The sequence below is a fragment of the Bradyrhizobium sp. U87765 SZCCT0048 genome, assembly GCF_018131225.1.
Classification (GTDB): Bacteria; Pseudomonadota; Alphaproteobacteria; order Rhizobiales; family Xanthobacteraceae; genus Bradyrhizobium_A.
Map to the genome: position 1 here is coordinate 64,287 of NZ_JAFCMM010000006.1, position 22,075 is coordinate 86,361.

The window sequence follows — 22,075 nt, forward strand, 5'->3', positions numbered from 1 at the left end:
TGCGGGGCGCGCCGGCGGAGCATTCGGCCGGGAAGCATTGCATTCCCCCTCATGGTGAGGAGCCCGGCATCGCCGGGCGTCTCGAACCATGAGGCCGAGGCGTTGCCGCACGGGCCTCATCCTTCGATACGCAAGCTACGCTTGCTCCTCAGGATGAGGGGAGACGTCGGGGCGCGGCGTGTCGCGAACGCCCCCTCAGTTCAGCCGCCGCTCCGCCGTCAGCAGCTGCAGCACGATGCCGAACAATTCGTTCTGCGACGAGATCCTGAGCTTGTCGTAGGCGCGCTTGCGGTAGGTCAGGGTGGAGTGGATGCTGATGTCGAGGTCGGCGGAGATCGCTTCCGAGCTGTAGCCGGACAGGATGCGCAGGCACACCTCCTTCTCGCGCCCGGTCAGCGCCTCGAAGGTCGCGTCATGGGCGAACAGCGCGGCGAGGCTGCCGCGGGCGTCCGGTGCCGGCGAGGCGTCGATGGCCGCCGGCATCTCCGCGGCATCGAAATGCCGCGCCACCGCCGCGCTCACCGCCGGCGCGACGCGGCGCAGCCGCTCGGTCTGGGCGCGGCTGAAGCGGCCTTGCGCCGTGATGCGGTAGAAATTGACATAGAAGCAGGTGTCGCCGACCCAGATCGCGGTCGCGAATTTGTCGACGATGTCGGAGTCCTCGAAGAACAGCTTGCGGTAGCTGTCGTCGTACATGCGCCGGGCGAAGGTCGGCAGCACGATCGGGGTCGGCGCCGCCTGGCCGCCGAAGATGGCGTCGCGGTTGGGATCGGCCTGGTGGAAATGCTGGGAGTAGGCGACGCCGAGATCGCCGCCGGTCGGGATGTTGCCGATGTCGAGCAGGCAGCGCGCCGAGCGCTCGCCGGCAAACGAGAACACCATGCAGTGGCCGACGCCGGCGACGCGTCGCAGCGCGCCGATCAGGGCTTGCGGAAACGCCGGCCGCCCGATGGCGAGCACGGCGCTGGTGATGTCGGTCCGCGTGATGTCGTCGGCCGCGCGGGCGCCGCGCGAGATGCCGTCGATGGCCGGTCGCCCTGCCATGGTCTCCTCCCAAACGTCTTGTTTTCCCGAATCCTAGCAGCAAGGCGGCGGCCTCGGAAGCGCCGAGGTGGCCTCCCGCCGGTCTGTCTTGTCGCAATCCCTAGGGACAGACGCTCGCCGGGGCCGCGGCGTAGGTTTGGGGTCCCCGCGCCGCCGCGCGGGCAAGGGGAGACGCCGCCAACGTGGACGCCACCATCTTCCTGTTCCTGATGCAGGACGGCATCATCAACGGTGCGGTCTATGCGCTGGTGGCGCTCGCGCTGGTGCTGGTGTTCGCCGTCACCCGGGTCATCCTGATTCCGCAGGGCGAGTTCGTCGCGTTCGCGGCGCTGACTGCCGCGGCGCTGGAGAACGGTCGTCTGCCTGGGACGGTGTGGCTGCTGCTCGCCCTCGGCGGCCTTGCCGCGGTGTCCGAACTGGTGCTGCACCGGCGCGAGATCACGCCGCGGCGGCTCGTTCGCATCCTGCTCGCCGACCTTGCGCTGCCGGCCGCGCTGGTGGCGCTGACGCTGCTGCTCGCGCCCTTGAAGATCGGTCCGGTCGCGGCGGGCGCGCTCACCGTGGTGCTGATCCTGCCGATGGGGCCGATGCTCTACCGCATCGCCTTCGATCCCATCGCCACCTCCAGCGTGCTGGTGCTGCTGATCGCCGCGTTCGGCGTGCACTTTTCGCTGATGGGCCTTGGCCTGGTATTCTTCGGGCCTGAAGGTGTCGGCACTACGGCGCTGGCCGCGCAATCGTTCGATGTCGGCACGCTGGTCGTCTCCGGGCAGAGCCTCGTGGTGCTGCTCGTGACCGTCGTGCTGCTCGCGGTGGTCGGCGCGTTCTTCCGCCTTTCGCTGTTCGGCAAGGCGCTGCGCGCCTGCGCCTCCAACCGCGTCGGTGCGCGGCTGTCGGGCATCCCGACCGGGCTTTCCGGCCAGATCGCGTTCGCCATGGCGGCCGGCCTCGGCGCGGTGTCCGGCGTGCTGATCGGGCCGCTGATGACGGTGTATTACGACAGCGGCTTCCTGATCGGCCTCAAGGGGTTTGTCGCCGCCATTCTCGGCGGCCTTGTCAACTATCCGCTGACCGTGCTGGCGGCGCTCGGCGTCGGCATCGCCGAGGCGCTGTTCTCGTTCTGGGCCAGCGCCTTCAAGGAGGTGCTGGTGTTCAGCCTGATCATCCCGGTGCTGATGTGGCGCTCGCTGGCCCGCGCGCCGGGCGGAGGGCACAACTGATGCGCCGCCTGATGCAACGTCACGGCCGGATCGTCGAGCTCGCGGCCGCGCTCGTGGTGCTGGTGTTGCCGTTCAGCGGCCTCGTCTCGGACTATGGCGTCGCGCTGATGACCGATATCGGCATCGCCAGCCTGGTCGCGCTCGGCCTTGTCATCCTCACCGGCGTCGGCGGCATGACGTCGTTCGGCCAGGCGGCGTTCGTCGGCTTCGGCGCCTACACCAGCGCCGTGCTGACGACGCAGTTCGGCTGGTCGCCGTGGCTGACGCTGCCGGTTGCCGTCGCCGTCACCATGGCCTGTGCGCTGCTGATCGGCGCGGTCACGGTGCGGCTGTCTGGCCACTATCTGCCGCTCGGCACCATCGCCTGGGGCATCTCGTTCTACTACCTGTTCGCCAACATCGAGGGCCTCGGCGGCCATGACGGCCTGTCCGGCATCCCGCCGCTGCGCATCGGCGAGCACGCGCTGACCGGCACGCGCGACTACTTCGTCGTGGTGTTTGTCGCGGTCGCGCTGGCGGTGGTGGCGACGCGCAATCTCTTGCGCGGCCGCATGGGGCGCGCGGTGCGCGCGCTGCGTGACGATACGCTGGCGGGCGCGGCGTTCGGCATTCAGCCGGCCACCGTCAAGCTCGGCGTGTTCGTCTACGCCGCGCTGCTCGCCGGCGTCGCCGGCTGGCTCTACGCCCATTTCCAGCGTTCGGTGTCGCCGGGGCCGTTCGGCATCACCGCCGGCACCGAGTATCTGCTGATGGCCGTGCTCGGCGGCGCCGGCCGCATTCCCGGCGCGCTGCTCGGCGCCACACTGGTGATCGTGCTGCGCGACCAGTTGCAGTCATGGCTGCCGCTCGTGATCGGCAGCACCGGCAACTACGAGACCATCGTGTTCGGCGCGGTGCTGGTGCTGCTGCTGCGCAACGCCAGCGACGGGCTGTGGAGCCGCTTTGCCGGGCCGCCGCAGCCGCCGGACTTCGGCACCGCTGGCGGCGTCGTCACCGCCGGCCATCGCGCGCGTCCCGAGCGCGACACGCCGCTGATCGAGGTGCGGGCCCTGCGCAAGGCATTCGGTGGGCTCATCGCCGTCAACGATGTCGGCTTCACGGTGCCGGCCGGACGCATTGTCGGCCTGATCGGCCCCAACGGCGCCGGCAAGAGCACCACCTTCAACCTCATCACCGGCGTGCTGGCGCCCACCGCCGGCGAGGTGCTGTTCCGTGGCGCGCCGCTCAGGGCGCCGACGCCGCAGCAGATGGCGCGGCTCGGCGTCGGCCGCTCGTTCCAGCATGCCGCCGTGGCGCCGGAGATGAGCGTGATCGAGAACGTCATGCTCGGCGCCCATCTGCGCGGCCGCGCCGGCATGGTCGCCGCCGTGCTCGGCCTCGATCGCAAGGAGGAGGTCGTGCTGTTCGAGACCGCATCCCGCGCGCTCGAGCGCACAGGGCTCACCGATGTCGCGGCCGTGCCGGCCGGCGCGCTGTCGCTGGGTCAGTTGCGCCTTGTCGAGATCGCCCGCGCGCTCGCCCTCGATCCGCTGGTGCTGCTGCTCGACGAGCCGGCCGCCGGCCTGCGCGTCGGCGAGAAGAAGGCGCTGGCGCGGCTCTTACGCGAGCTGCGCCAGGAGGGCATCAGCGTGCTGCTGGTCGAGCACGACATGGACTTCGTCATGAGCCTTGCCGACCATCTCGTCGTGCTCGATTTCGGCACCCGCATCGCCGAGGGCGACGCCGGGGCCATCAGCGGCAACCCGCGGGTGATCGAGGCCTATCTCGGAGGCGTCGAATGAGCACGCTGCTCGCGGTCGACGACCTTCATGTCGGCTATGGCGCGGTGACGGTGGTGCACGGCGTGTCGCTCGCGGTCCCGCGCGGCAGCCTCGTTACGGTGATCGGCGCCAATGGCGCCGGCAAGACCACGCTGCTCAATGCGCTGATCGGCCTGATGCCGGGGCGCGGTGCGGTTGCGTTCGACGGTGCCGATGTCGCGGCGCAGCCGCTGGAACAGCGCGTCGGCCGCGGCTTGGCGCTGGTGCCGGAGCGTCGCGAGCTGTTCGCCGACATGAGCGTTGCCGACAATCTGCTGCTCGGCGGCTTCCGCCGCTCGCGCGCCGAGCGCGCCGACACGCTGGCCGAGGTGCTGGAGCGCTTCCCGCGGCTGCGCGAGCGTCATCGCCAGCTCGCCGGCACGCTGTCCGGCGGCGAGCGCCAGATGCTGGCGATGGGCCGGGCGCTGATGGCGCGGCCGAAGCTGCTGATGCTCGACGAGCCGAGCCTTGGGCTTGCGCCGCGCATCATCCGCGACGTCTTCGACATTCTCGTCGCCTTGCGCGAGGCCGGCGTCTCGATCCTGCTGGTCGAGCAGAACGCCCGCGCGGCGCTCAAGATCGCCGACCATGCCTACGTCATGGAACTGGGCCGCGTCACCGCGCAGGGCACGCCGGCGGAGATCGCCGCCGACCAGCGGCTGGTGGAGAGCTATCTCGGCTTCGGCAAGAACGCTTACTGAAGACAACAAACAGGGGAGGATGACAATGGGCAGGAACGGGCGGACGGGATGGCTGGCGGCGGCGGCGCTGCTGCTTGGCGTCAGCGCGGCGCAGGCCGATATCAAGGTCGGCGTCACGGTGAGCGCGTCCGGCCCGGGCGCGGCGCTCGGCCAGCCGCAGATGAAGGCGGTGGCGGCGCTGCCGAGGGACATCGGCGGCGAGAAGGTGACGTATATCGCGCTCGACGACGAGTCCGATCCGACCAAGGCGGCGCAGAACGCCCGCAAGCTGGTGCTCGACGAGAAGGTCGACGTCCTCTTGGGCTCGTCGCTGACGCCGGTGTCGCTGCCGCTGCTCGATATCGCAGCGGAGAGCCGCACGCCGCTCCTCACCATGGCAGCCTCCAATGTGCTGGTGGCGCCTGTCGACGACAAGCGGCGCTGGGTGTTCAAGGTGGTGCCCAACGACGACATCATGGCGACGGCGATGCTGACCTACATCGCGAAGTCCGGTGCAAAGACCATCGGTTTCATCGGCTTCTCGGACGCCTATGGCGAGGGCTACTACAAGGTGCTGGCGGAGCTCGCGCCCAGGCTCGGCGTCACCATCGCCGGCAAGGAGGTATATGCCCGCGGCGACGCCAGCGTCACCGGCCAGGTGCTCAAGATCCTCTCGGCCAAGCCCGACGCGGTGTTCATCGCCGCCGCCGGCACGCCGGCGGTGCTGCCGCAGAAGGCGCTGCGCGAGCGCGGCTACAAGGGGCCGATCTACCAGACCCATGGCGTCGCCACCGACGACTTCATCAAGCTCGGCGGCAAGGATGTCGAAGGCGCGATCTTCGCCGGCGAGGCCTACACCGTCGCCGAAGATCTCGATCCGTCGAGCCCGTTCCACAAGGTGACCGCGGCCTATATCGAGGCCTATCGCAAGAGTCAGAACCAGCCGCCGGTGATCTTCGGCGCCCATGTCTTCGACTCCATGCAACTGGTCGCGAATGCGTTGCCGGCGGCGCTCAAGGCCGGCAAGCCGGGCAGCGCCGAATTCCGCGCCGCGCTGCGCGACGGCCTCGAGCAGAGCAGGGACGTCTACCTCAACAACGGCCTCGCCAACATGAGCCCGACCGACCACAACGGCTACGATCAGCGCTCGGCGTTCATCATCAAGGTCGAGGGCGGGCGTTTTCGTCTGGTGAAGTAGGGCGGCGTAATCCCTCTTCCCGAGGTGCCCGGCAGAGCCGGGCCTCGAAGGGTGACGGATCACGTCGATCAAACGTCAGGTCGCGCTCCGTCAGTCTTCGATCATGCGCGTCAGTGCCGCGATCGCCGGCGCCAGCACGGCGCGCGCGGCGTCGGCGGCGCGGTCGGGATCGCGCTGCACGATGGCGGTGACGATCGCGGCATGGTCGGCGGCGTCGGGTTCGGGGAGGTTGTGCTCGATCAGCGATGAGCGCACGTTGAGCAACACCGCCGTCGAGAAGTAGCGATACAATTCCTCCAGCGCGCTGTTGTGGGCAGCCCGCGCCACCGCGACATGGAAGGCGATGTCGCTGGTGACGAAGGCGTCGAAATCATCGTCCTTCGAGATCGCGTTGCGGGCATCGAGCGTCTGCTGCAGCCGCAGGAGATCCTCCGCCGTCGCGCGCGTCGCGGCGAGGCGCGCCGCCTCAGTCTCCAGCACCACGCGCAGCTCGAAGTGGTCGCGCAGGCTGGCGCGGCTGACACGGCGCATGATCTCCGCGGGATCGACGCTGGAGCGCACATAGGTGCCGTCGCCCTGGCGCACCTCCAGCATCCGTGCATGGGACAGCACCCGCACCGCCTCGCGCACGGTGTTGCGGCCGACCTGCAGCATCTCCGCGAGCTCGGCTTCCTTGGGAATGCGCTCGCCGACCTTCCAGACACCGCTCTCCACCTGGGAGCGGATCAGGTCGATCGCCGATTCCACCAGCGAGCGGCGGGGAACCTGCGGCAGGGCCGGAGACAATCCCGGCGGCTGATCCGGCGGCGAGGCGGGCGGTGGGGTCATGGCGGTTCCGTATCACGATTGAGGGGATCATCCCACCTCAGGGCGTTCGGGTTGACTTGGGCGCGAAACTAAACATAGGATGATCCCATCATAAAAGACAAAACCCAGGGCGATGTCGAGAGTCGGGTTGGAGCGGGCGCCGTCGCGCCCGGAATTGCTGCTGCGGGACGGGATCAGCGGACGGGCGGCGACGCCCGCCGCGGCCCTGATCGCCATGCGCCGTTTCAGTGCGCGGGCCGTCGCTGTCGTCGAGCGCCATGGCCGGGCGATCGACCTGTTCACCCCGCAGTGGGCCTATGTCGGCCGCTCGGTGCTGGCGGCGGCGCTAGCGCTCGGGCTCGCCTACCTTCTTGAACTGGAGACGCCGTATTCGGCGGCGTCCACGGTGCTGCTGATCGCCAATCCCAACCATGGCGCGGTGCTGGCCAAGGGGACATGGCGCGCCATCGGCACGCTGGCCGGCGCCGTGATTGCCATCGCGCTGATGGCGCTGTTCGCCCAGATGCCGGCGCTGTTCCTGCTTGGCTTCGGTGCGTGGCTCGGCCTGTGCGCCGCCGCGGCGACGCTGCTGCGTCACTTCCGCGCCTCGGGCGCGGCGGTCGCCGGCTACACCATCGGCCTTGCCACCTATGGCGCGCTGGAAGCGCCGGACCTCACGCTTGACCACACCCTCGGCCGCGTCGCGACCGTGGTGCTGGGCGTGGTCTGCGCCGGCGTCGTCACCGCGCTGCTGTCGCCGCGGAGCACGCGGGCGCGGCTCGCGGCGCGCCTTTCGCAGCTGTCGGCCGAGGTCGGCCGCGTGCTGCTGGCGCGGCTGTCGCGCCAGGAGGATGGCGTCGGGGACGATGCGCCGTCCGGGCTCGGCGCCGACATCGTCGCCGTCGACGATCTCCTCGCGCTCGCCGCGGCGGAATCAGCCGATGTCGCCGGGCGTGCCGGTGCGGTGCGCGAGGGCGCGGCCGCGCTGATCGCCGCGCTCGCTGCGGCCGCCACGCTGCCGTGCCGGTCGGATGCAGAGCCGTCACCTGTCGCCGCCGCGCGCGCCTGTGCCGGTGCTGCGATGGCGGGCGCGGTGGGCGCGCTCACCGCGGGTCCCACGGGCGTTGCCGCCGCGCGCCTCGTGCTGGTCACCGCGCGCGCCGATCTCATGCGCTTGACGGCGCAGGCTGAGGACGGCGACGACGCGGCCGCCCTTGTCGCGGCCGAGCGCATCAGTGAGGCGGTCGCCGACTATCTCGCCGCGCTCGACGGGCTGGCCGTGCTGCAGGGCGCGCCGGCGCCGCGCTCGCGCCGCCGTGCCGTGCCGTTTCATCGCGACCTGCGCGGCGCGCTCGACAACGGCGCGCGGGCGATGCTCGCGATCGTGCTCGCCGGCGCGCTGTGGATCGCCACCGGCTGGAACGGCGGTCCGCTGATGCTGCTGGTGCTCGCGCCCTATACCGTGCTGCTGGCGATGACCGGCAATCCCGCCGCCGGCGCGGTCGAATTCATCAAGGGCACCATTGTTGCCGTGCCGGCGGCGATCGTCTGCGCCTTCGTCGTGCTGCCGCGCGTCGACGGCTTTGCGCTGCTGATCGTCGCGCTGGCGCCGTTCTGGGCGGCGGGACTCTACACGACCACCATTCCCCGCTACGCGCCGGCCGGGCTCGCCTATCTCGTCGCCTTCAACACCCTGGTCGGCGCCGGCAATCCCATGATCTTCGATCTCGCCGCCTGTCTCAACCAGGCCGCCGGCTGGCTGGTCGCGGTGTTCGTCACGCTGCTCGCCTTCCGCGTCCTGCTGCCGCGCGATCCCGCCCGCGAAGCGCAGCGCATCGCAACTGCGGCCGTCACCGATGCCCGCGCGCTGCTGAGGCGCGCCGCTGCAACCGACCGCATCGCCTTTGCCCATCTGCAGCACCACCGCCTGGCGCGCATCGCCTTGCTGCTCAGGGGCGCGCCGGGGGCCGCGGCGCTGATGGCGCAGGTGCAGGACGCGCTGCATCTCGGGCGCGCGGCCCAGCGCATTCGTGCTGGCGCCGCCGTCGATCCGCAGGCCTGTCGGCGCGCGATCGACGGGCTGGCGGAGCTGGCGCGGGATGCCGCGCCGGCGGACGCGGCGCGCCGCATCGCCGCCGATCTCGCTGCGGCGACGCCGTCCGGCATGGCCGCTGCGCGCCACCGCCTGATCATGGCGTTCCACGAGATCGCCGCGCTCGCCGATGGCGGCCGTGGAGCGCCGACACCTCTCGCCGGAGATCGCCGATGCTGAGCGAAGTCAACATCGCCGGCGTCTACCTGCCGCCGTTCCTGGTCTACGCCTGCGCCACCGTGCCGCTGTTCCTGCTGCTGCGCCATGGTCTCGTCCGCCTCGGCGTGCTGCGACGGGTGTGGCATCCGGCGCTGTTTGAATTCGGCCTGTCGCTTTCGCTTCTCACCCTGCTGCTGTTGTTGTTCTGATGAAAATCGGCTCCGCAAGACCGCTCGTCCGCATTCTCCTCACCCTTGCCATGACCGCCGCGACGTGCGCGCTGGTCGCGTTGCTGTGGCGCGAATACGTGCTGTCGCCGTGGACGCGCGACGGCCGCGTCAGCGCCGAGGTGGTGCAGGTCGCGCCGGAGGTCTCCGGCACCGTGGCGGAGGTGCGCGTCGCCGACAACCAGCGTGTCCGCCGCGGCGACGTGCTCTATGTCATCGATCCCGAGCGCTTTCGCCTCGCGCTCGATGATGCCGAAGCCGATCTCGATGCGAGGGAGCGGCAGGCGATCCTGAAGGCCGCGATCGCCGATCGTCGCCGGCGTCTCCAGAGCGGCGTGGTGTCGGCGGAGGATCTCGAACAGACCACCGGCGCCGCCGCCGTCGCCGACGCCGATGCCCGTCGGGCGCGCGCGGCGCGCGATCTCGCGCGGCTCAACCTTGCGCGCGCCACCGTGCGGGCGCCGGTCGATGGCTTCGTCACCAACCTGCGCATGCGGCCGGGCGATTACGCCACCGCCGGCGTTCGCAAGCTCGCCGTGCTCGATGCCGACAGCTTCTGGATCACCGGCTATTTCGAGGAGACCAAGCTGCGCGGCATTGGCGTCGGCGATGTCGCCGAGATTCGGCTGATGGGCAACGACGCGCCGGTGCGCGGCCATGTCGAGAGCATCGGTCATGGCATCGCCGACGCCAACGACAGCCCCGATCATCTCGGCCTGCCGAGCGTCAATCCGGTGTTCAGCTGGGTGCGGCTGGCGCAGCGCATTCCCGTGCGCATCCACATCGATGACGTGCCACACGGCGTGCAGCTTGCAGCCGGCATGACCTGCAGTGTCGCGATCCGGCCGCATGACGGCGCGCCGCATGCGCGCGGCCGCCTCGTGTCGTGGCTGCACGCGGTGATGTGACGCGCACGCGCGCGCCACGCTTGTGGCGCGGCGAGTGCGGGAGGGATGCGGAAGGGGCGGAGGATCGGAGTATGCCCCGCACGTGGACGTGCAGGGCGCGCGGGAGCAGCCGCCGGAGACTAGACGGGCACCATGAATTCTAGGCCGATGATCGATTCGTCGCGCCACACCAGGCGGCAATGGGTGACCTTGCGGACATCGCGGGAGAACGCGAGGCGGACCTTGCCGCTCACGGGATTGGTGTCGTGCACCCGGATACGCGCGCCGCCGTTCGACAGGTCGAGCACCGTGCACTTGCGCCGGGCGAAACCGCCGTCGAGCATCATCCAGGCGTCGTGGTCGGTCTTCACCCGCTTCTTGCGAGCTTCCTTGCGGTTGGTTGCCATGTTCACTGCTCCGTTGCCAGAGCCTTGTGATAGCGGACAACACTTGCGGAAAATTTGAAGCAATTGCCACCAGGGCGGGATACCAATTAAGACCCCGTTTACCATGATGGTTCCGGCCGTTCTGCTCAGGGCTCGCCGCGCGAGCCGAGATAGGAGCGATGCAGCAGCGCCAGCACGCTGCCGCCGGTCACAGCGCCCAGCAGATAGATCACGATCACCAGGACCGCGAGCGGCAGCCGCGCGCTGAAGCCGAGGAACGACATCGTCACCAGCATCAGGTTCTGGAACGCGAACACGATGGTCACGAGCGCGAACAGCGCGATGACGCACAGATGGACCCAGCGCATGCGCGCTCCTTCCCGATGATGGCGGATGCTGTCGTTCGTTCAGTGATGGCGGCGCAGGCCGAGGCCGAGGCTGACCCAGCCGGCGCCGGCGATGATCAGGTCGATGCCGAGGAACATGCCGAGAATATAGAGGCTCGACACCGGCCAGCGCGCGAGGATCAAAACGCCGAGCACCGCGGTGATGATGCCGGAGACCGCGACCCAGCCCCACGGCTTCTGGTCCTTCATGCCGAAAGCGAGCACGATACGCATCACGCCGGAGGCGACGAGCGATGCGCCGAGGATCAGCGTCAGCAGTGCGGCGGCGAGCAGCGGATTCTCGAAGGTGACGAAGCCGGCGACGACATAGAGGACGCCGAGCAGCGCCCACAGCAGGAACTTGCCCCAGCTCTTGAACTGGAAGGCGCCGATCACCTCGGCGACGCCGGCGACGATCATCATCGCGCCGACGACGATGACGCTGGCGACGGTCGCCATCACCACGCTGCCGAGCGCGATGAAGCCGGTGACGAGATAGACGACGCCGAGGGCGACGATCCAGCCCCATTTGGCGCGCAGCGGCGCGATCCCGGCACGCAGGTCGTTCGGTTTGAGATTGTCGGCGGTGGTGCTCATGACGTTCTCCGAGTTGAATGATCCGGGATCTTCGTCTGCAAACCCGTTCGAGACTAACCAACCTGCCGGATCGACGACAGGCATTTTTCTTGAGGCCGACGGGGGGCGCGATGCGCTGGATCAAGGCGGCCGGCCGGGCGGCACCATGATGCAGCCGCGCGCTTGCGTCGCATCGTCGGCTCACCGCCGCGGATCGCGCGAGGCCGATGGTGCGTTAAGCTGAGGTCGGGACGGCGCGCCGGAGATGAGGCGAAATGGCGCTTGGCATCTGGCATGCCAATGTTTAGAATCGCTCAAATCGTTGTCGGGATGGGCCAATCCGATGAGCAGTCATGACGTTCACCAAGTCCGAGCCTTCGACCATCCCGGCGAGGGGCGGCGGCGGGCGAAGGCGACGCCGAAGGGTCGCCAGGTCGATCCGCAGGCCGCGCACGAGATCGCGGAGCTGCTCGGCGAGCGGCCGCGGCGGCGCGATCTGCTGATCGAGCATCTCCATCTGATCCAGGACACGTTTCATCAGATTTCCGCGGCGCACCTTGCGGCACTGGCCGACGAGATGCGGCTGTCATTCGCCGAGGTGTTCGAGACCGCGACGTTCTATGCCCATTTCGACGTGGTGAAGGAGGGCGATCCGGCGATCCCGCCGCTCACTATTCGCGTCTGCGACTCGCTGACCTGCGCCATGCTCGGCGGCGAGGAACTGCTGCGCCAGTTGCAGCGCAGCGCCGGTCCGGGCGTGCGGGTGGTGCGCGCGCCCTGCGTCGGCCGCTGCGACACCGCGCCCGCGGCCGAGGTCGGTCACAACTTCATCGACCATGCGACGGTGGCCAGTGTGCTCGCCGCGGCGAAGGCGGGCGACACCCACGCCCATCTGCCCGCGGCGATCGGTTACGACGCCTCTGTCGCTGGCGGCGGCTATCAGGTCTTGCGGCGGCTGCGCGCGGGAACGCTGTCCCGCGACGACGTGCTCAAGGTGCTCGACGATGCCAGCCTGCGCGGCCTCGGCGGCGCCGGCTTTCCCACGGGGCGCAAGTGGCGTGCGGTGCTCGGCGAGCCCGGACCGCGCCTGATGGCGATCAATGGCGACGAGGGCGAACCCGGCACCATCAAGGACCGCTACTATCTCGAAACCGATCCGCATCGCTTTCTCGAGGGCATGCTGATCGCCGCCCATGTGGTGGAAGCGGCCGACGTCTACATCTACCTGCGCGACGAATATCCCGCGGCGCGCGCCATTCTGGAGCGCGAAATCGCGCTGCTGCGGCAGCATCTGCCCGGGGGCCCCGCGCTGCACATGCGGCGCGGCGCCGGCGCCTATATCTGCGGCGAGGAATCCTCGCTGCTGGAGAGCATCGAGGGCAAGCGCGGCCTGCCGCGGCACAAGCCGCCGTATCCGTTTCAAGTCGGCCTGTTCGGCCGGCCGACGCTGATCAACAATGTCGAGACGTTGTTCTGGGTGCGCGATCTCGTCGAGAAGGGCGCGGCGTGGTGGACGTCCCACGGCCGCAACGAGCGCAAGGGCCTGCGCAGCTTTTCGGTGTCGGGGCGGGTCAGGGAGCCCGGCATGAAGCTCGCGCCCGCAGGCATCACCGTGCGCGAGCTGATCGATGAGTTCTGCGGCGGCATGGCGGACGGACACAGCTTTCGCGCCTACCTGCCGGGCGGCGCGTCCGGCGGCATCCTGCCGGCGTCGATGGCCGACATTCCTCTCGATTTCGGCACGCTTGAAAAATACGGCTGCTTCATCGGCTCGGCGGCGATCGTCATCCTCTCCGACAAGGACGATGTGAGGGCCGCCGCGCTCAACCTGATGAAGTTCTTCGAGGACGAGAGCTGCGGCCAGTGCACGCCGTGCCGTGTCGGCACGCAGAAAGCGGCGCTGTTGATGGAACAGCGCGTCTGGGACCGCGATCTGCTCGAGGAGCTGAGCCAGGCGATGCGCGATGCCTCGATCTGCGGCCTCGGCCAGGCGGCGTCGAATCCGCTGACCACCGTCATCAAGTATTTTCCGGATGAATTCGCGCCCAGGGAGGCCGCCGAATGAGCAAGGCTCCGAACACACCCCCGGTCATTGCCTTCGAGCTCGACGGCCACAAGGTCGAGGCGGCGATGGGCGAGACCATCTGGCAGGTCGCCAAGCGCCTGGGCACGGAGATTCCGCATCTCTGCTACTCGCCGCAGCCGGACTACCGCGCCGACGGCAACTGCCGCGCCTGCATGGTGGAGATCGAGGGCGAGCGTGTGCTGGCGGCGTCGTGCAAGCGCACCCCGGCGGTCGGCATGAAGGTGACGACCGCGAGCAAACGTGCGGTCGCCGCGCAGAAGATGGTGATGGAGCTCCTCGTCGCCGACCAGCCGGCGCGCGAGACCGCCCATGATCCGGATTCGAAGTTCTGGCACTGGGCCGACAAGGTCGGCGTCACCGAAAGCCGATTCCCGGCGGCGGAGCGCTGGAGCGGCGACGCCAGCCACCCGGCGATGCGGGTCAATCTCGACGCCTGCATCCAGTGCGGCCTGTGCGTGCGCGCCTGCCGCGAGGTGCAGGTCAACGACGTCATCGGCATGGCCTACCGCAACCACGACGCCAAGATCGTGTTCGACTTCGACGATCCGATGGGCGAATCCACCTGTGTCGCCTGTGGCGAATGCGTGCAGGCCTGTCCGACCGGCGCGCTGATGCCCTCCGCGCTGCTCGACGACCAGCAGACCCGTGCGGTCTATGCCGACCGCACCGTCGACTCGCTTTGCCCGTTCTGCGGCGTCGGCTGCCAGGTGACATATCAGGTCAAGGACGAGAAGGTGATCTATGCCGAGGGTCGCGACGGACCCGCCAACCACAACCGTCTCTGCGTCAAGGGCCGCTTCGGCTTCGACTATATCCATCATCCGCACCGCCTGACCAAGCCGCTGGTGCGGCTGCCGAACGCGCCGAAGAACGCCAACGACCAGGTCGATCCGGCCAATCCCTTCACCCACTTCCGCGAGGCGACGTGGGATGAGGCGCTGGACATGGCGGCGAGGGGCCTTGTCAGAATTCACGACGAGCAGGGCGTCAAGGCGCTCGCCGGCTTTGGCTCGGCCAAGGGCTCGAATGAAGAGGCCTACCTGTTCCAGAAGCTGGTGCGCACCGGCTTCGGCTCCAACAACGTCGACCACTGCACGCGGCTGTGCCACGCGTCGTCGGTCGCGGCGCTGATGGAGGGGCTGAACTCCGGCGCGGTGTCGGCGCCGTTCGCCGCTGCCATGGACGCCGAGTTCATCCTGGTGATCGGCGCCAACCCGACGGTCAACCATCCGGTGGCGGCGACCTACATCAAGAACGCGGCCAAGCGCGGCGCGAAGCTCGTGGTCGCGGACCCGCGCCGCCAGACGTTGTCACGTCACGCCCACACGCATCTGCAGTTCAAGCCCGGCAGCGATGTCGCGATGCTCAACGCGATGCTGCACACCATCATCACCGAGGGCCTCACCGACGAGCAGTACATCGCCGGCTACACCGAAGGCTTCGATGAGCTGAAGGAGCGCATCAAGGATTTCCCGCCGGAGAAGATGGAGGCGATCTGCGGCGTGCCCGCCGAGACGCTGAAGGAGGTCGCGCGACTCTATGCCACCTCGCGCGCCTCGATCATCTTCTGGGGCATGGGCATCAGCCAGCATGTCCACGGCACGGACAACGCGCGCTGCCTGATCGCGCTGGCGCTGACCACGGGGCAGGTGGGCCGGCCCGGCACCGGCCTGCATCCGCTGCGTGGCCAGAACAACGTGCAGGGGGCCTCCGACGCCGGTCTCATTCCGATGTTTCTTCCGGACTACCAGCCGGTCGGCCGCACCGACCTGCGCGCGCCGTTCGAACATCTGTGGCAGCAGGAGCTCGATCCGGTGCGTGGCCTGACCGTGGTCGAGATCATGAACGCGATCCACGACGGCCAGATCAAGGGCATGTACATCGAGGGCGAGAACCCGGCGATGTCCGACCCGGACCTGCAGCATGCGCGCGAGGCGCTCGCCATGCTCGACCATCTCGTGGTGCAGGATCTGTTCGTGACCGAGACCGCGTTCCACGCCGATGTGATCCTGCCGGCCTCGGCGTTCGCCGAGAAGGACGGCACCTTCACCAACACCGACCGCCGCGTGCAGCTCGCCCGCCAGGTGATCGAACCGCCGGGCGAGGCGCGCCAGGATCTGTGGATCATCCAGGAGATCGCCCGCCGCATGGGCCTCGACTGGCACTATGCCGGGCCGGCCGATGTGTTCACCGAGATGACGCAGGTGATGCCGTCGCTGAAGAACATCACCTGGGACCGCCTCGTGCGCGAGGGCGCGGTGACCTATCCGGTCGACGATCCCGACAGGCCCGGCAACGAGATCATCTTCACCACCGGTTTCCCGACCGCGACCGGCCGCGGCAAGATCGTGCCGGCGCATGTCATCCCGCCCGACGAGTTGCCCGACGCCGAGTATCCGATGGTGCTGTCGACCGGCCGCGTGCTTGAGCACTGGCACACCGGCTCGATGACCCGCCGCGCCGGCGTGCTCGACCAGATCGAGCCGGAGGCGGTGGCGTTCATGACGCCGAAGGACATGCGGCGCATGAACATCGCGCCGGGCGATTTCATTCGCCTGGAAACGCGCCGCGGCGCCGTCGAGATCAAGGTGCGCTCCGACCGCGACGTGCCCGAGAACATGGTGTTCATGCCGTTCTGCTACGCGGAGGCGGCGGCGAACCTGCTGACCAATCCGGCGCTTGATCCGTTCGGCAAGATCCCGGAGTTCAAGTTCTGCGCGGTGCGCGCCGAACGCGTGCCGATGCGCAGCGCGGCGGAGTAGGGGCGTCTCCTGTGCGGGTGCACGCTCTTTTTCCTCATCCTGAGGAGGCGCCTCGCGCCGTCTCGAAGGATGAGGCCTCCGCGGTTGCGGCCTGTTCCGGGCCTCAGGGTTCGAGACGCGCGTGCCGCGCTCCTCACCGTGAGGGGATGGGATGGAGTGCGTTGCAGACGATGGAGCGACAGCGGTGCCCGCAGCCCCGATGAGCGCAGCGATATCCGGGGCGCTGCCCGCTGCAGCTCTACGGCAGCGACTGGTCCATGCTTGATGCTGGCCGTACGTCGGGCGAACAGTTGACGAGGCGCGCCGGTACGCCGACCGCGGTGCAGCCGGACGGCACGTCGGACGTCACCAGCGAGCCGGCGCCGACCTTGGCGTAGTCGCCGACGTCGATGCCGCCGAGCACGATGGCGCCCGCCGACAATAGCACGCCGTGCCCGATGCGCGGGGCGCCCGGCGCATCGGGCGCGGTGCCGACGGTCACGCCCTGCAGCATTGACAGGTCGTCGCCGATGCTGACGTCGGCGCCGATGGTGACGCCGGTGCCATGATCGATGAACGCGCCGCCGCCGATGACGGCGGAGGGATGGATGCTGACATGCAGGGCCCGCGCCGTGCGCACCGACAGTTCGCGCGCCAGCTCTCGGCGGCCTTCCAGCCACAGCCGGTGCGCGACGCGGTGGACCTGCAGCGCGAGGTAGCCCTTGAAGTGCAGCAGCACATGCAGCGGTCCCGGGCAGGCCGGGTCGCGCGCCAGCGGCGCGGCGAGATCGCGGCAGGCGGTCGCGGCCAGTGCCGGGGCGCTGCGATAGGCCGTGTGGACGATGCGGCGGATGGTGGCGCGGTCGTCGCTGTCGCCGCCGATCGCCACCGCGATCAGCTGTGCCAGCGCGCCGCCGAGGTCATCATGGTTGAGGATCGCCTCGTGCATCCAGGCGGCGAACGCCGGCTCGCCGCGCGCGAGCGCCTGGGCGTCGTCGCGGACGACGTCCCACAGCGAGGCGTGTTCGGCGGCCCTGGCCAGCGCCATGGTCTCACGGTCTCCCGGCGGGCGAATCCCGCGGCGCGGCACCCTATCACGGCGCGGCCGCCTGCCAACGCCGTCCGCGCCGGGCTGCCTTGCGCGCGGTGGTCTTGCGCCGGCCGGTGTCGTGTGGCGCACGCCGGACGGTGCGAGGCGGCTGGACGCATGGGCCCGCGGCCAACACAATGCAATGGTGGATTCGGCGGTAGTGTCAGGCAACGGAGCGAGGATTCGCATGACCACGACGCACATCCCCACGTTCAGCCCCCGCGGCGGGGCGGCATGACCGGCGGCCAGCGCCAGGCCGCGGCGTTGACCGGCCTCGATGCCGCGCTCGCGCTGCTGCTCGCGGAACTCGCGCCCGTCGCACCGATCGACCTCGATGTCGCCGATGCGCTCGGCAGCATCGCCGCGGCGATGCCGCCGCTCGCCGCCGCATTGCCGGCGCGCAGCATTGCCATGACCGACGGCTTTGCGCTGCGCGCGGTCGATCTCGCCGGCGCCTCGTCCTACACGCCGGTGCCGCTGTCAGCGCCGCCGGTGTGGGTCGAGGCCGGCGATGTGCTGCCCGAGGGCTGCGACTGCGTGCTCGATGCCGGCGCGATCGAACAGGCGGGGCCGCTGACGCAGGCCGTGGCGGACGCGATCCCCGGCGCCGGCGTGCGCCGGGTCGGCGAGGATCTGCCGGCCGGCGGGCACGCGCTGGTGGCAGGTCGTCGCATCGGCGTCGTCGACGAGATGATCGCGCGCCGCGCCGGCCAGGGCGAAGTCAGCGTGCGGCGGCCGCGGGTGCGCATCATCGACGTGCCCGCCACGCGCGGCAATGCCACCACCATCGGCCTCGTCGCGGCGCAGTTGCGCGGCGCCGGCGCGCAACTCGACCGCACCGTCGCCGCCGGCCGTGACGCCGCGTCCGTGAGCAAGGCGATCGCGGGCGCGGACTGCGATCTGCTGATCACCGTCGGAGGCACCGGCGCCGGCCGCAACGATGCCGCGGTTGCCGCGCTCGCGGCGCATGCCACGCTGATCCACGGCCTTGCGCTGCAGCCGGGCCGCACCGCCGCGGCCGGTCGCATCGGCACCATGCCGGTGGTCGCGGTGCCTGGTGCGCCGGACCAGGCGCTCGCGGTGTGGTGGACGCTCGTGCAGCCGGTGCTCGACCGGCTCAGCGGCCGCTTGCCGCGCCGCGCCGCCGTCAAGCCGCTGCTTCGCAAGATCGCCTCGACCGTCGGCATGACCGATCTGGTGCTGCTGCAGGACGCGGGCGAGGGCTGGCTGCCGCTCGCCGTCGGCGACCTGCCGCTGCGAGCGCTCGCCGCCGCCGACGCCTGGCTCGCGGTGCCGGCGCACAGCGAGGGCTTTGCCACCGGCACGCCGGTCGGCGGCTCTCCCCTGCGCGAAGGCGTCTGAGTCATGTCGAAGCCGACGTCGGAGTCCCCCGGCCGCGATCAGGACCAGTTCCTGTCCGTGCTGTCGCGCGAGGACGCACTGGCGCGGTTCGAGGCGGCGCTGTTCCCGCGGCCGCTGCCGCGGGAGACGCGCACGCTCGCCGCCGCGCTCGGCCGGCCGCTCGCCGCGGATGTGGTCGCGCCGCGCGACGTGCCGCCGTTCGACCGCGCCAATGTCGACGGCTTCGCGGTGCGGGCGGCGGACACCGCCGCCGCCGGCGAGGCTGCGGGCGTCACGCTTGCGCTCACCGGCGAGACCATCGCCTGCGGCGTCGCGCCTGTGCGCGCGGTGACGTCGGGAGAGGCCACCGTCATCGCCACCGGCGGCCCGGTGCCGCGTGGTGCGGACGCGGTGATCATGGTCGAGCACACCCAGCCGCACGGCGCTGATGCCATCGAGGTGCGCCGCGCCGCCACCCCCGGGCAGTTCATCGCCTATGCCGGCTCCGACATCGCCGAGCGCGAGACGCTGCTGCGTGCCGGCACGGTCATCGGCTCGCGCGAGATCGGCATGCTGGCGGCGTGCGGGATCGCGGAAGTCGACGTCGTGCGGCGGCCGCGCGTCGCGGTGCTGTCCACCGGCGACGAACTCGTGCAGCCGGGCGCGCCGCTGCGTCCTGCGGCGATCTACGACAGCAATGGCGCCATCGTCACCGCGGCGGTAATCGAGAATGGTGGCGACGCCGTCTTCCTCGGCGCGTTTCCCGACGATGCGGTGACGCTGGAAGCGGCGCTGCGCCAGGCGATTGCGGACCACGACATGGTGATCCTGTCCGGTGGCACGTCGAAGGGCGAGGGCGATCTGTCTCACCGCATCATTGGCAGCCTCGGCGCGCCGGGCATCGTTGCGCATGGCGTCGCGCTCAAGCCCGGCAAGCCGCTATGCCTTGCGGTGTGCCAGGGCACGCCGGTGGTGGTGCTGCCGGGGTTTCCGACCTCGGCGATGTTCACCTTCCATGACATGATCGTGCCGGTGCTGCGGCGCATGGCAGGCCTGCCGCCGCGCACCGATGCGAAGGTCGACGCCACCGTGCCGGTGCGCATTGCCTCCGAGCTCGGCCGCACCGAGTTCGTGATGGTGTCGCTGGTCGCCGGCCATGAGGGGTTGATCGCCTATCCCTCGGGCAAGGGCTCCGGCGCGATCACGTCGTTCGCGCAGGCCGACGGCTTTCTCAGGATCGACGCCCTCGCCGACCACCTGCCGGCGGGAACGGCGACGCAGGTGATGCTGTTCACGCCCCATGTGCGGGTGCCGGATCTCGTCGTGATCGGCAGCCACTGCACCGGGCTCGACATCGCCACCGCGCCACTGGCGCGCGCGGGTCTGCTGGTGCGCAGCATCGCGGTCGGCAGCCTTGGCGGCCTCGCGGCGGCCAAGCGCGGCGAATGCGATCTCGCGCCGATCCATCTCCTCGACGAGGCCAGCGACAGCTACAACACACCGTTCCTGGCCGACGGGCTGGTGCTCGTGCCGGGCTGGCGACGCATGCAGGGCGTCGTGTTCCGGCCGGGCGATGCGCGTTTCGAAGGCCGCACGCCGCAGGCCGCGGTGGCCTCCGCGCTCACCGACCCCGCATGCCTGATGGTCAACCGCAACCAGGGGGCTGGCACGCGCATCCTGATCGACCGCCTGCTCGGCGGCGTACGGCCGGACGGTTACTTCAACCAGCCGCGCTCGCACAACGCGGTCGCCGCCGCGGTGGCGCAGCATCGCGCCGACTGGGGCGTCACCATCGCGCCGGTGGCGAAGGCCGCGGGCCTCGGCTTCCTGCCGCTGGCGGAAGAGCATTATGACTTCGCGCTGGTCGAAGCACGGCGCGACCGTCCGGCGGTGCAGGCGTTTCTCGCGGCGCTTGCGGCGGAGCCGACGCGGCAGGCGCTGCGCGACGCCGGCTTCACGCCGGCATGAGGCGTCTCATGGGCGCATCAATGCCCGTCGCGGCTGGCGAGGTGCTCGGCGGCGTCGAGGTCTTCGGTGGTGTTGGCGTTGAAGAACGGGTCGAGCGGCACATCGAGCCAGTCCGCCACGGCGAGGCGGTAGCGCGCGGTGAAACGGTGCACCGCGCGGCACTCGTCGACCATCAGCGCATGGCGCAGGTCGCCGCGCAGCGACACGTTCCACAGCCCGATGGTGTGGTGGGTCTGTCCGCCGGAGGCGGCCACCGCGATCTGGGCGTTGTGCTCGCGCTGGCCGCGATGCAGCCGCGCGACGAGGTCGCGGGGAAGGAACGGGCAGTCGCCGGCGGCGCTCAGCACCCAGGTGACGCCCGGGTGGTGAGCGGCGACCCAATCGAGGCCGGCGAGAATGCCGGCGAGCGGCCCGGGAAAGTCGCCGACGCTGTCGGCGACCACTGGCAGGTTGAAGGCCGCGAAGCGGCCGGGATCGCCGTTGGCGTTGATGACGAGGCCGTCGCACTGCGGCTCCAGCCGCGCGATGACGCGGTCGAGGATGGTGCGGCCGCCGATGGTGCGCATCGGTTTGTCGCCGCCGCCCATGCGTCGCGCGAGTCCACCGGCGAGCACCACGCCGGGCGTTGGTGGGAAATCCGCCATGCAGGATTGATAGAGCGCGGCCGGCGGTCTTTGCAACGCCCTTGTGCGGCAGGACTGATCCGTCAAAAGGAGCAAGGGCGCGGGCACAGCGTGCGGGCCGGTTCGGCACCTTGTGGAACATGGTGTTATCGTGTTGCGTCGGAGGCCGGCTTGCGCCGGCGCGCCGAGCGGGCATTGTGCAACGCGAACGGGTGGACGAGGCAGGGACCGGAATGCGGCTGATCGGACTGGCAGGCTGGAGCGGCGCGGGCAAGACGACACTGCTGACGCGCCTGATTCCTCATTTCGTCGCGCAGGGCCTGCGCGTCTCGACCATCAAGCACGCTCATCATGCTTTCGATGTCGACGTGCCCGGCAAGGACTCCTGGCAGCATCGCGAGGCGGGCGCCAGCGAGGTGCTGGTGTCGTCGGCGCGGCGCTGGGCGCTGATGCACGAGCTGCGCGGCGCCGACGAGCCGCCGCTCGCCGAACTGCTGCAGAAGATGTCGCCGGTCGATCTCGTCATCGTCGAAGGCTTCAAGGCCGCGCCCCATCGCAAGATCGAGGTGCACCGCGCCGCCAACGGCAAGGACTGGCTGTTTCCCGGCGATGCGGCGATTGTCGGCCTTGCGACCGATGCCGCGGTCGATACGCACCTGCCGGTGGCGCACCTCGACGATATCGTTGCCATCGCAAGGCTGATCGAGCGATCGGCGATCCCGATTGCGGATGTGCTGGCCGGTCGGAGTCCGGAGCTGTAGACTG

The 22,075-nt window shown here is 70.0% G+C and carries 20 protein-coding genes; 13 read left to right on the forward strand and 7 right to left on the reverse strand.

What is annotated here, in order from left to right; genetic code table 11:
* Positions 1 to 195: 195 nt before the first annotated feature.
* Entirely contained in the window at positions 196 to 1,044 is an 849-nt protein-coding gene (locus JQ639_RS30460) for a helix-turn-helix transcriptional regulator (protein ID WP_211963401.1), read from the reverse strand.
* 182 nt (positions 1,045 to 1,226) lie between these two features.
* Between JQ639_RS30460 and JQ639_RS30465 the strand changes: the two genes are divergently transcribed.
* Genes JQ639_RS30465 through JQ639_RS30480 form a run of 4 tightly spaced genes read left to right on the forward strand, consistent with a single transcriptional unit; the run spans position 1,227 to position 5,941 of the window.
* Entirely contained in the window at positions 1,227 to 2,264 is a 1,038-nt protein-coding gene (locus tag JQ639_RS30465; protein ID WP_211963403.1) for a branched-chain amino acid ABC transporter permease, read from the forward strand.
* Positions 2,264 to 4,045, forward strand: a complete 1,782-nt coding sequence (locus tag JQ639_RS30470) for a branched-chain amino acid ABC transporter ATP-binding protein/permease (RefSeq protein ID WP_249122860.1) — start codon at positions 2,264 to 2,266, stop codon at positions 4,043 to 4,045. The genes JQ639_RS30465 and JQ639_RS30470 overlap by 1 nt, the downstream gene beginning before the upstream one ends.
* Entirely contained in the window at positions 4,042 to 4,764 is a 723-nt protein-coding gene (locus tag JQ639_RS30475; protein ID WP_211963405.1) for an ABC transporter ATP-binding protein, read from the forward strand. The genes JQ639_RS30470 and JQ639_RS30475 overlap by 4 nt, the downstream gene beginning before the upstream one ends.
* A gap of 25 nt (positions 4,765 to 4,789) precedes the next feature.
* On the forward strand, positions 4,790 to 5,941 hold the full coding sequence (locus JQ639_RS30480) for an ABC transporter substrate-binding protein (protein ID WP_211963408.1): 1,152 nt from the start codon (positions 4,790 to 4,792) through the stop codon (positions 5,939 to 5,941).
* Between the two features lie 90 nt (positions 5,942 to 6,031).
* On the opposite strand, the gene JQ639_RS30485 is transcribed toward JQ639_RS30480, so the two are convergent.
* The gene (locus tag JQ639_RS30485) at positions 6,032 to 6,769 is read right to left on the reverse strand and encodes a FadR/GntR family transcriptional regulator (RefSeq protein WP_211963410.1); all 738 of its coding nucleotides are present in this window, start codon (positions 6,767 to 6,769) and stop codon (positions 6,032 to 6,034) included.
* A gap of 127 nt (positions 6,770 to 6,896) precedes the next feature.
* On the opposite strand from JQ639_RS30485, the gene JQ639_RS30490 reads away from it, so the two are divergent.
* The 3 genes from JQ639_RS30490 to JQ639_RS30500 are packed head-to-tail and all read left to right on the forward strand — an operon-like array spanning position 6,897 to position 10,134.
* Positions 6,897 to 9,020 (forward strand): FUSC family protein, encoded by a 2,124-nt coding sequence (locus tag JQ639_RS30490; protein WP_211963412.1) that lies wholly within the window; start codon positions 6,897 to 6,899, stop codon positions 9,018 to 9,020.
* On the forward strand, positions 9,014 to 9,208 hold the full coding sequence (locus JQ639_RS30495; RefSeq protein ID WP_211963414.1) for a DUF1656 domain-containing protein: 195 nt from the start codon (positions 9,014 to 9,016) through the stop codon (positions 9,206 to 9,208). Before JQ639_RS30490 ends, JQ639_RS30495 begins: the two co-directional genes overlap by 7 nt.
* Entirely contained in the window at positions 9,208 to 10,134 is a 927-nt protein-coding gene (locus JQ639_RS30500; protein WP_249122861.1) for an efflux RND transporter periplasmic adaptor subunit, read from the forward strand. The genes JQ639_RS30495 and JQ639_RS30500 overlap by 1 nt, the downstream gene beginning before the upstream one ends.
* Positions 10,135 to 10,253: 119 nt before the next feature.
* Here the strand turns inward: JQ639_RS30500 and JQ639_RS30505 are convergent, their stop codons facing one another.
* The 3 genes from JQ639_RS30505 to JQ639_RS30515 all read right to left on the reverse strand — a co-directional run bounded on the left by JQ639_RS30505 (position 10,254) and on the right by JQ639_RS30515 (position 11,482).
* Positions 10,254 to 10,520: a PilZ domain-containing protein gene (locus JQ639_RS30505; RefSeq protein WP_211963420.1), complete on the reverse strand. Its 267-nt coding sequence runs from the start codon at positions 10,518 to 10,520 to the stop codon at positions 10,254 to 10,256.
* Between the two features lie 125 nt (positions 10,521 to 10,645).
* Positions 10,646 to 10,867: a LapA family protein gene (locus JQ639_RS30510; protein ID WP_211963422.1), complete on the reverse strand. Its 222-nt coding sequence runs from the start codon at positions 10,865 to 10,867 to the stop codon at positions 10,646 to 10,648.
* Positions 10,868 to 10,906: 39 nt separating this feature from the next.
* Positions 10,907 to 11,482 carry an HdeD family acid-resistance protein gene (locus JQ639_RS30515; RefSeq protein ID WP_211963424.1) on the reverse strand — a complete coding sequence of 192 codons (576 nt, stop codon included), beginning with the start codon at positions 11,480 to 11,482 and terminating at the stop codon, positions 10,907 to 10,909.
* On the opposite strand from JQ639_RS30515, the gene JQ639_RS30520 reads away from it, so the two are divergent.
* The 3 genes from JQ639_RS30520 to fdhF all read left to right on the forward strand — a co-directional run bounded on the left by JQ639_RS30520 (position 11,481) and on the right by fdhF (position 16,309).
* On the forward strand, positions 11,481 to 11,705 hold the full coding sequence (locus JQ639_RS30520; protein WP_211963426.1) for a hypothetical protein: 225 nt from the start codon (positions 11,481 to 11,483) through the stop codon (positions 11,703 to 11,705). The two genes, JQ639_RS30515 and JQ639_RS30520, sit on opposite strands and share 2 nt — an antisense overlap.
* A 99-nt stretch (positions 11,706 to 11,804) precedes the next feature.
* Complete coding sequence (locus JQ639_RS30525) at positions 11,805 to 13,526, forward strand: NADH-ubiquinone oxidoreductase-F iron-sulfur binding region domain-containing protein (RefSeq protein ID WP_211965009.1); 1,722 nt, start codon at positions 11,805 to 11,807, stop codon at positions 13,524 to 13,526.
* A complete protein-coding gene (gene fdhF, locus JQ639_RS30530; RefSeq protein WP_211963429.1) occupies positions 13,523 to 16,309 on the forward strand; it encodes a formate dehydrogenase subunit alpha in 2,787 nt (928 codons plus the stop codon). Before JQ639_RS30525 ends, fdhF begins: the two co-directional genes overlap by 4 nt.
* Before the next feature lie 238 nt (positions 16,310 to 16,547).
* On the opposite strand, the gene JQ639_RS30535 is transcribed toward fdhF, so the two are convergent.
* Complete coding sequence (locus JQ639_RS30535) at positions 16,548 to 17,336, reverse strand: serine acetyltransferase domain-containing protein (protein WP_211963431.1); 789 nt, start codon at positions 17,334 to 17,336, stop codon at positions 16,548 to 16,550.
* Positions 17,337 to 17,612: 276 nt separating this feature from the next.
* On the opposite strand from JQ639_RS30535, the gene JQ639_RS30540 reads away from it, so the two are divergent.
* Complete coding sequence (locus JQ639_RS30540) at positions 17,613 to 18,740, forward strand: molybdopterin-binding protein (protein WP_211963433.1); 1,128 nt, start codon at positions 17,613 to 17,615, stop codon at positions 18,738 to 18,740.
* Between the two features lie 3 nt (positions 18,741 to 18,743).
* Complete coding sequence (locus JQ639_RS30545) at positions 18,744 to 20,687, forward strand: molybdopterin biosynthesis protein (protein ID WP_211963435.1); 1,944 nt, start codon at positions 18,744 to 18,746, stop codon at positions 20,685 to 20,687.
* A 17-nt stretch (positions 20,688 to 20,704) separates the two neighbouring features.
* Here JQ639_RS30545 and mobA read toward each other — a convergent pair whose 3' ends face one another.
* On the reverse strand, positions 20,705 to 21,331 hold the full coding sequence (gene mobA / locus JQ639_RS30550; RefSeq protein WP_211963437.1) for a molybdenum cofactor guanylyltransferase MobA: 627 nt from the start codon (positions 21,329 to 21,331) through the stop codon (positions 20,705 to 20,707).
* 212 nt (positions 21,332 to 21,543) lie between these two features.
* Here mobA and mobB point away from each other — a divergent pair, with 212 nt between their 5' ends.
* Positions 21,544 to 22,071, forward strand: a complete 528-nt coding sequence (gene mobB, locus JQ639_RS30555) for a molybdopterin-guanine dinucleotide biosynthesis protein B (protein WP_211963439.1) — start codon at positions 21,544 to 21,546, stop codon at positions 22,069 to 22,071.
* Positions 22,072 to 22,075: the final 4 nt, after the last annotated feature.

Bases quoted from the DNA above. Each gene is read 5' to 3' on its own strand.
- fdhF (WP_211963429.1), top strand. From the start codon at position 13,523: ATGAGCAAGGCTCCGAACACACCCCCGGTCATTGCCTTCGAGCTCGAC.
- JQ639_RS30495 (WP_211963414.1), top strand. From the start codon at position 9,014: ATGCTGAGCGAAGTCAACATCGCCGGCGTCTACCTGCCGCCGTTCCTG.
- mobA (WP_211963437.1), bottom strand. From the start codon at position 21,331: ATGGCGGATTTCCCACCAACGCCCGGCGTGGTGCTCGCCGGTGGACTC.
- JQ639_RS30545 (WP_211963435.1), top strand. From the start codon at position 18,744: ATGTCGAAGCCGACGTCGGAGTCCCCCGGCCGCGATCAGGACCAGTTC.
- JQ639_RS30485 (WP_211963410.1), bottom strand. From the start codon at position 6,769: ATGACCCCACCGCCCGCCTCGCCGCCGGATCAGCCGCCGGGATTGTCT.
- JQ639_RS30525 (WP_211965009.1), top strand. From the start codon at position 11,805: ATGAGCAGTCATGACGTTCACCAAGTCCGAGCCTTCGACCATCCCGGC.
- mobB (WP_211963439.1), top strand. From the start codon at position 21,544: ATGCGGCTGATCGGACTGGCAGGCTGGAGCGGCGCGGGCAAGACGACA.
- JQ639_RS30480 (WP_211963408.1), top strand. From the start codon at position 4,790: ATGGGCAGGAACGGGCGGACGGGATGGCTGGCGGCGGCGGCGCTGCTG.
- JQ639_RS30475 (WP_211963405.1), top strand. From the start codon at position 4,042: ATGAGCACGCTGCTCGCGGTCGACGACCTTCATGTCGGCTATGGCGCG.
- JQ639_RS30470 (WP_249122860.1), top strand. From the start codon at position 2,264: ATGCGCCGCCTGATGCAACGTCACGGCCGGATCGTCGAGCTCGCGGCC.
- JQ639_RS30500 (WP_249122861.1), top strand. From the start codon at position 9,208: ATGAAAATCGGCTCCGCAAGACCGCTCGTCCGCATTCTCCTCACCCTT.
- JQ639_RS30535 (WP_211963431.1), bottom strand. From the start codon at position 17,336: ATGGCGCTGGCCAGGGCCGCCGAACACGCCTCGCTGTGGGACGTCGTC.
- JQ639_RS30520 (WP_211963426.1), top strand. From the start codon at position 11,481: ATGACGTTCTCCGAGTTGAATGATCCGGGATCTTCGTCTGCAAACCCG.
- JQ639_RS30510 (WP_211963422.1), bottom strand. From the start codon at position 10,867: ATGCGCTGGGTCCATCTGTGCGTCATCGCGCTGTTCGCGCTCGTGACC.
- JQ639_RS30460 (WP_211963401.1), bottom strand. From the start codon at position 1,044: ATGGCAGGGCGACCGGCCATCGACGGCATCTCGCGCGGCGCCCGCGCG.
- JQ639_RS30505 (WP_211963420.1), bottom strand. From the start codon at position 10,520: ATGGCAACCAACCGCAAGGAAGCTCGCAAGAAGCGGGTGAAGACCGAC.
- JQ639_RS30515 (WP_211963424.1), bottom strand. From the start codon at position 11,482: ATGAGCACCACCGCCGACAATCTCAAACCGAACGACCTGCGTGCCGGG.
- JQ639_RS30540 (WP_211963433.1), top strand. From the start codon at position 17,613: ATGACCGGCGGCCAGCGCCAGGCCGCGGCGTTGACCGGCCTCGATGCC.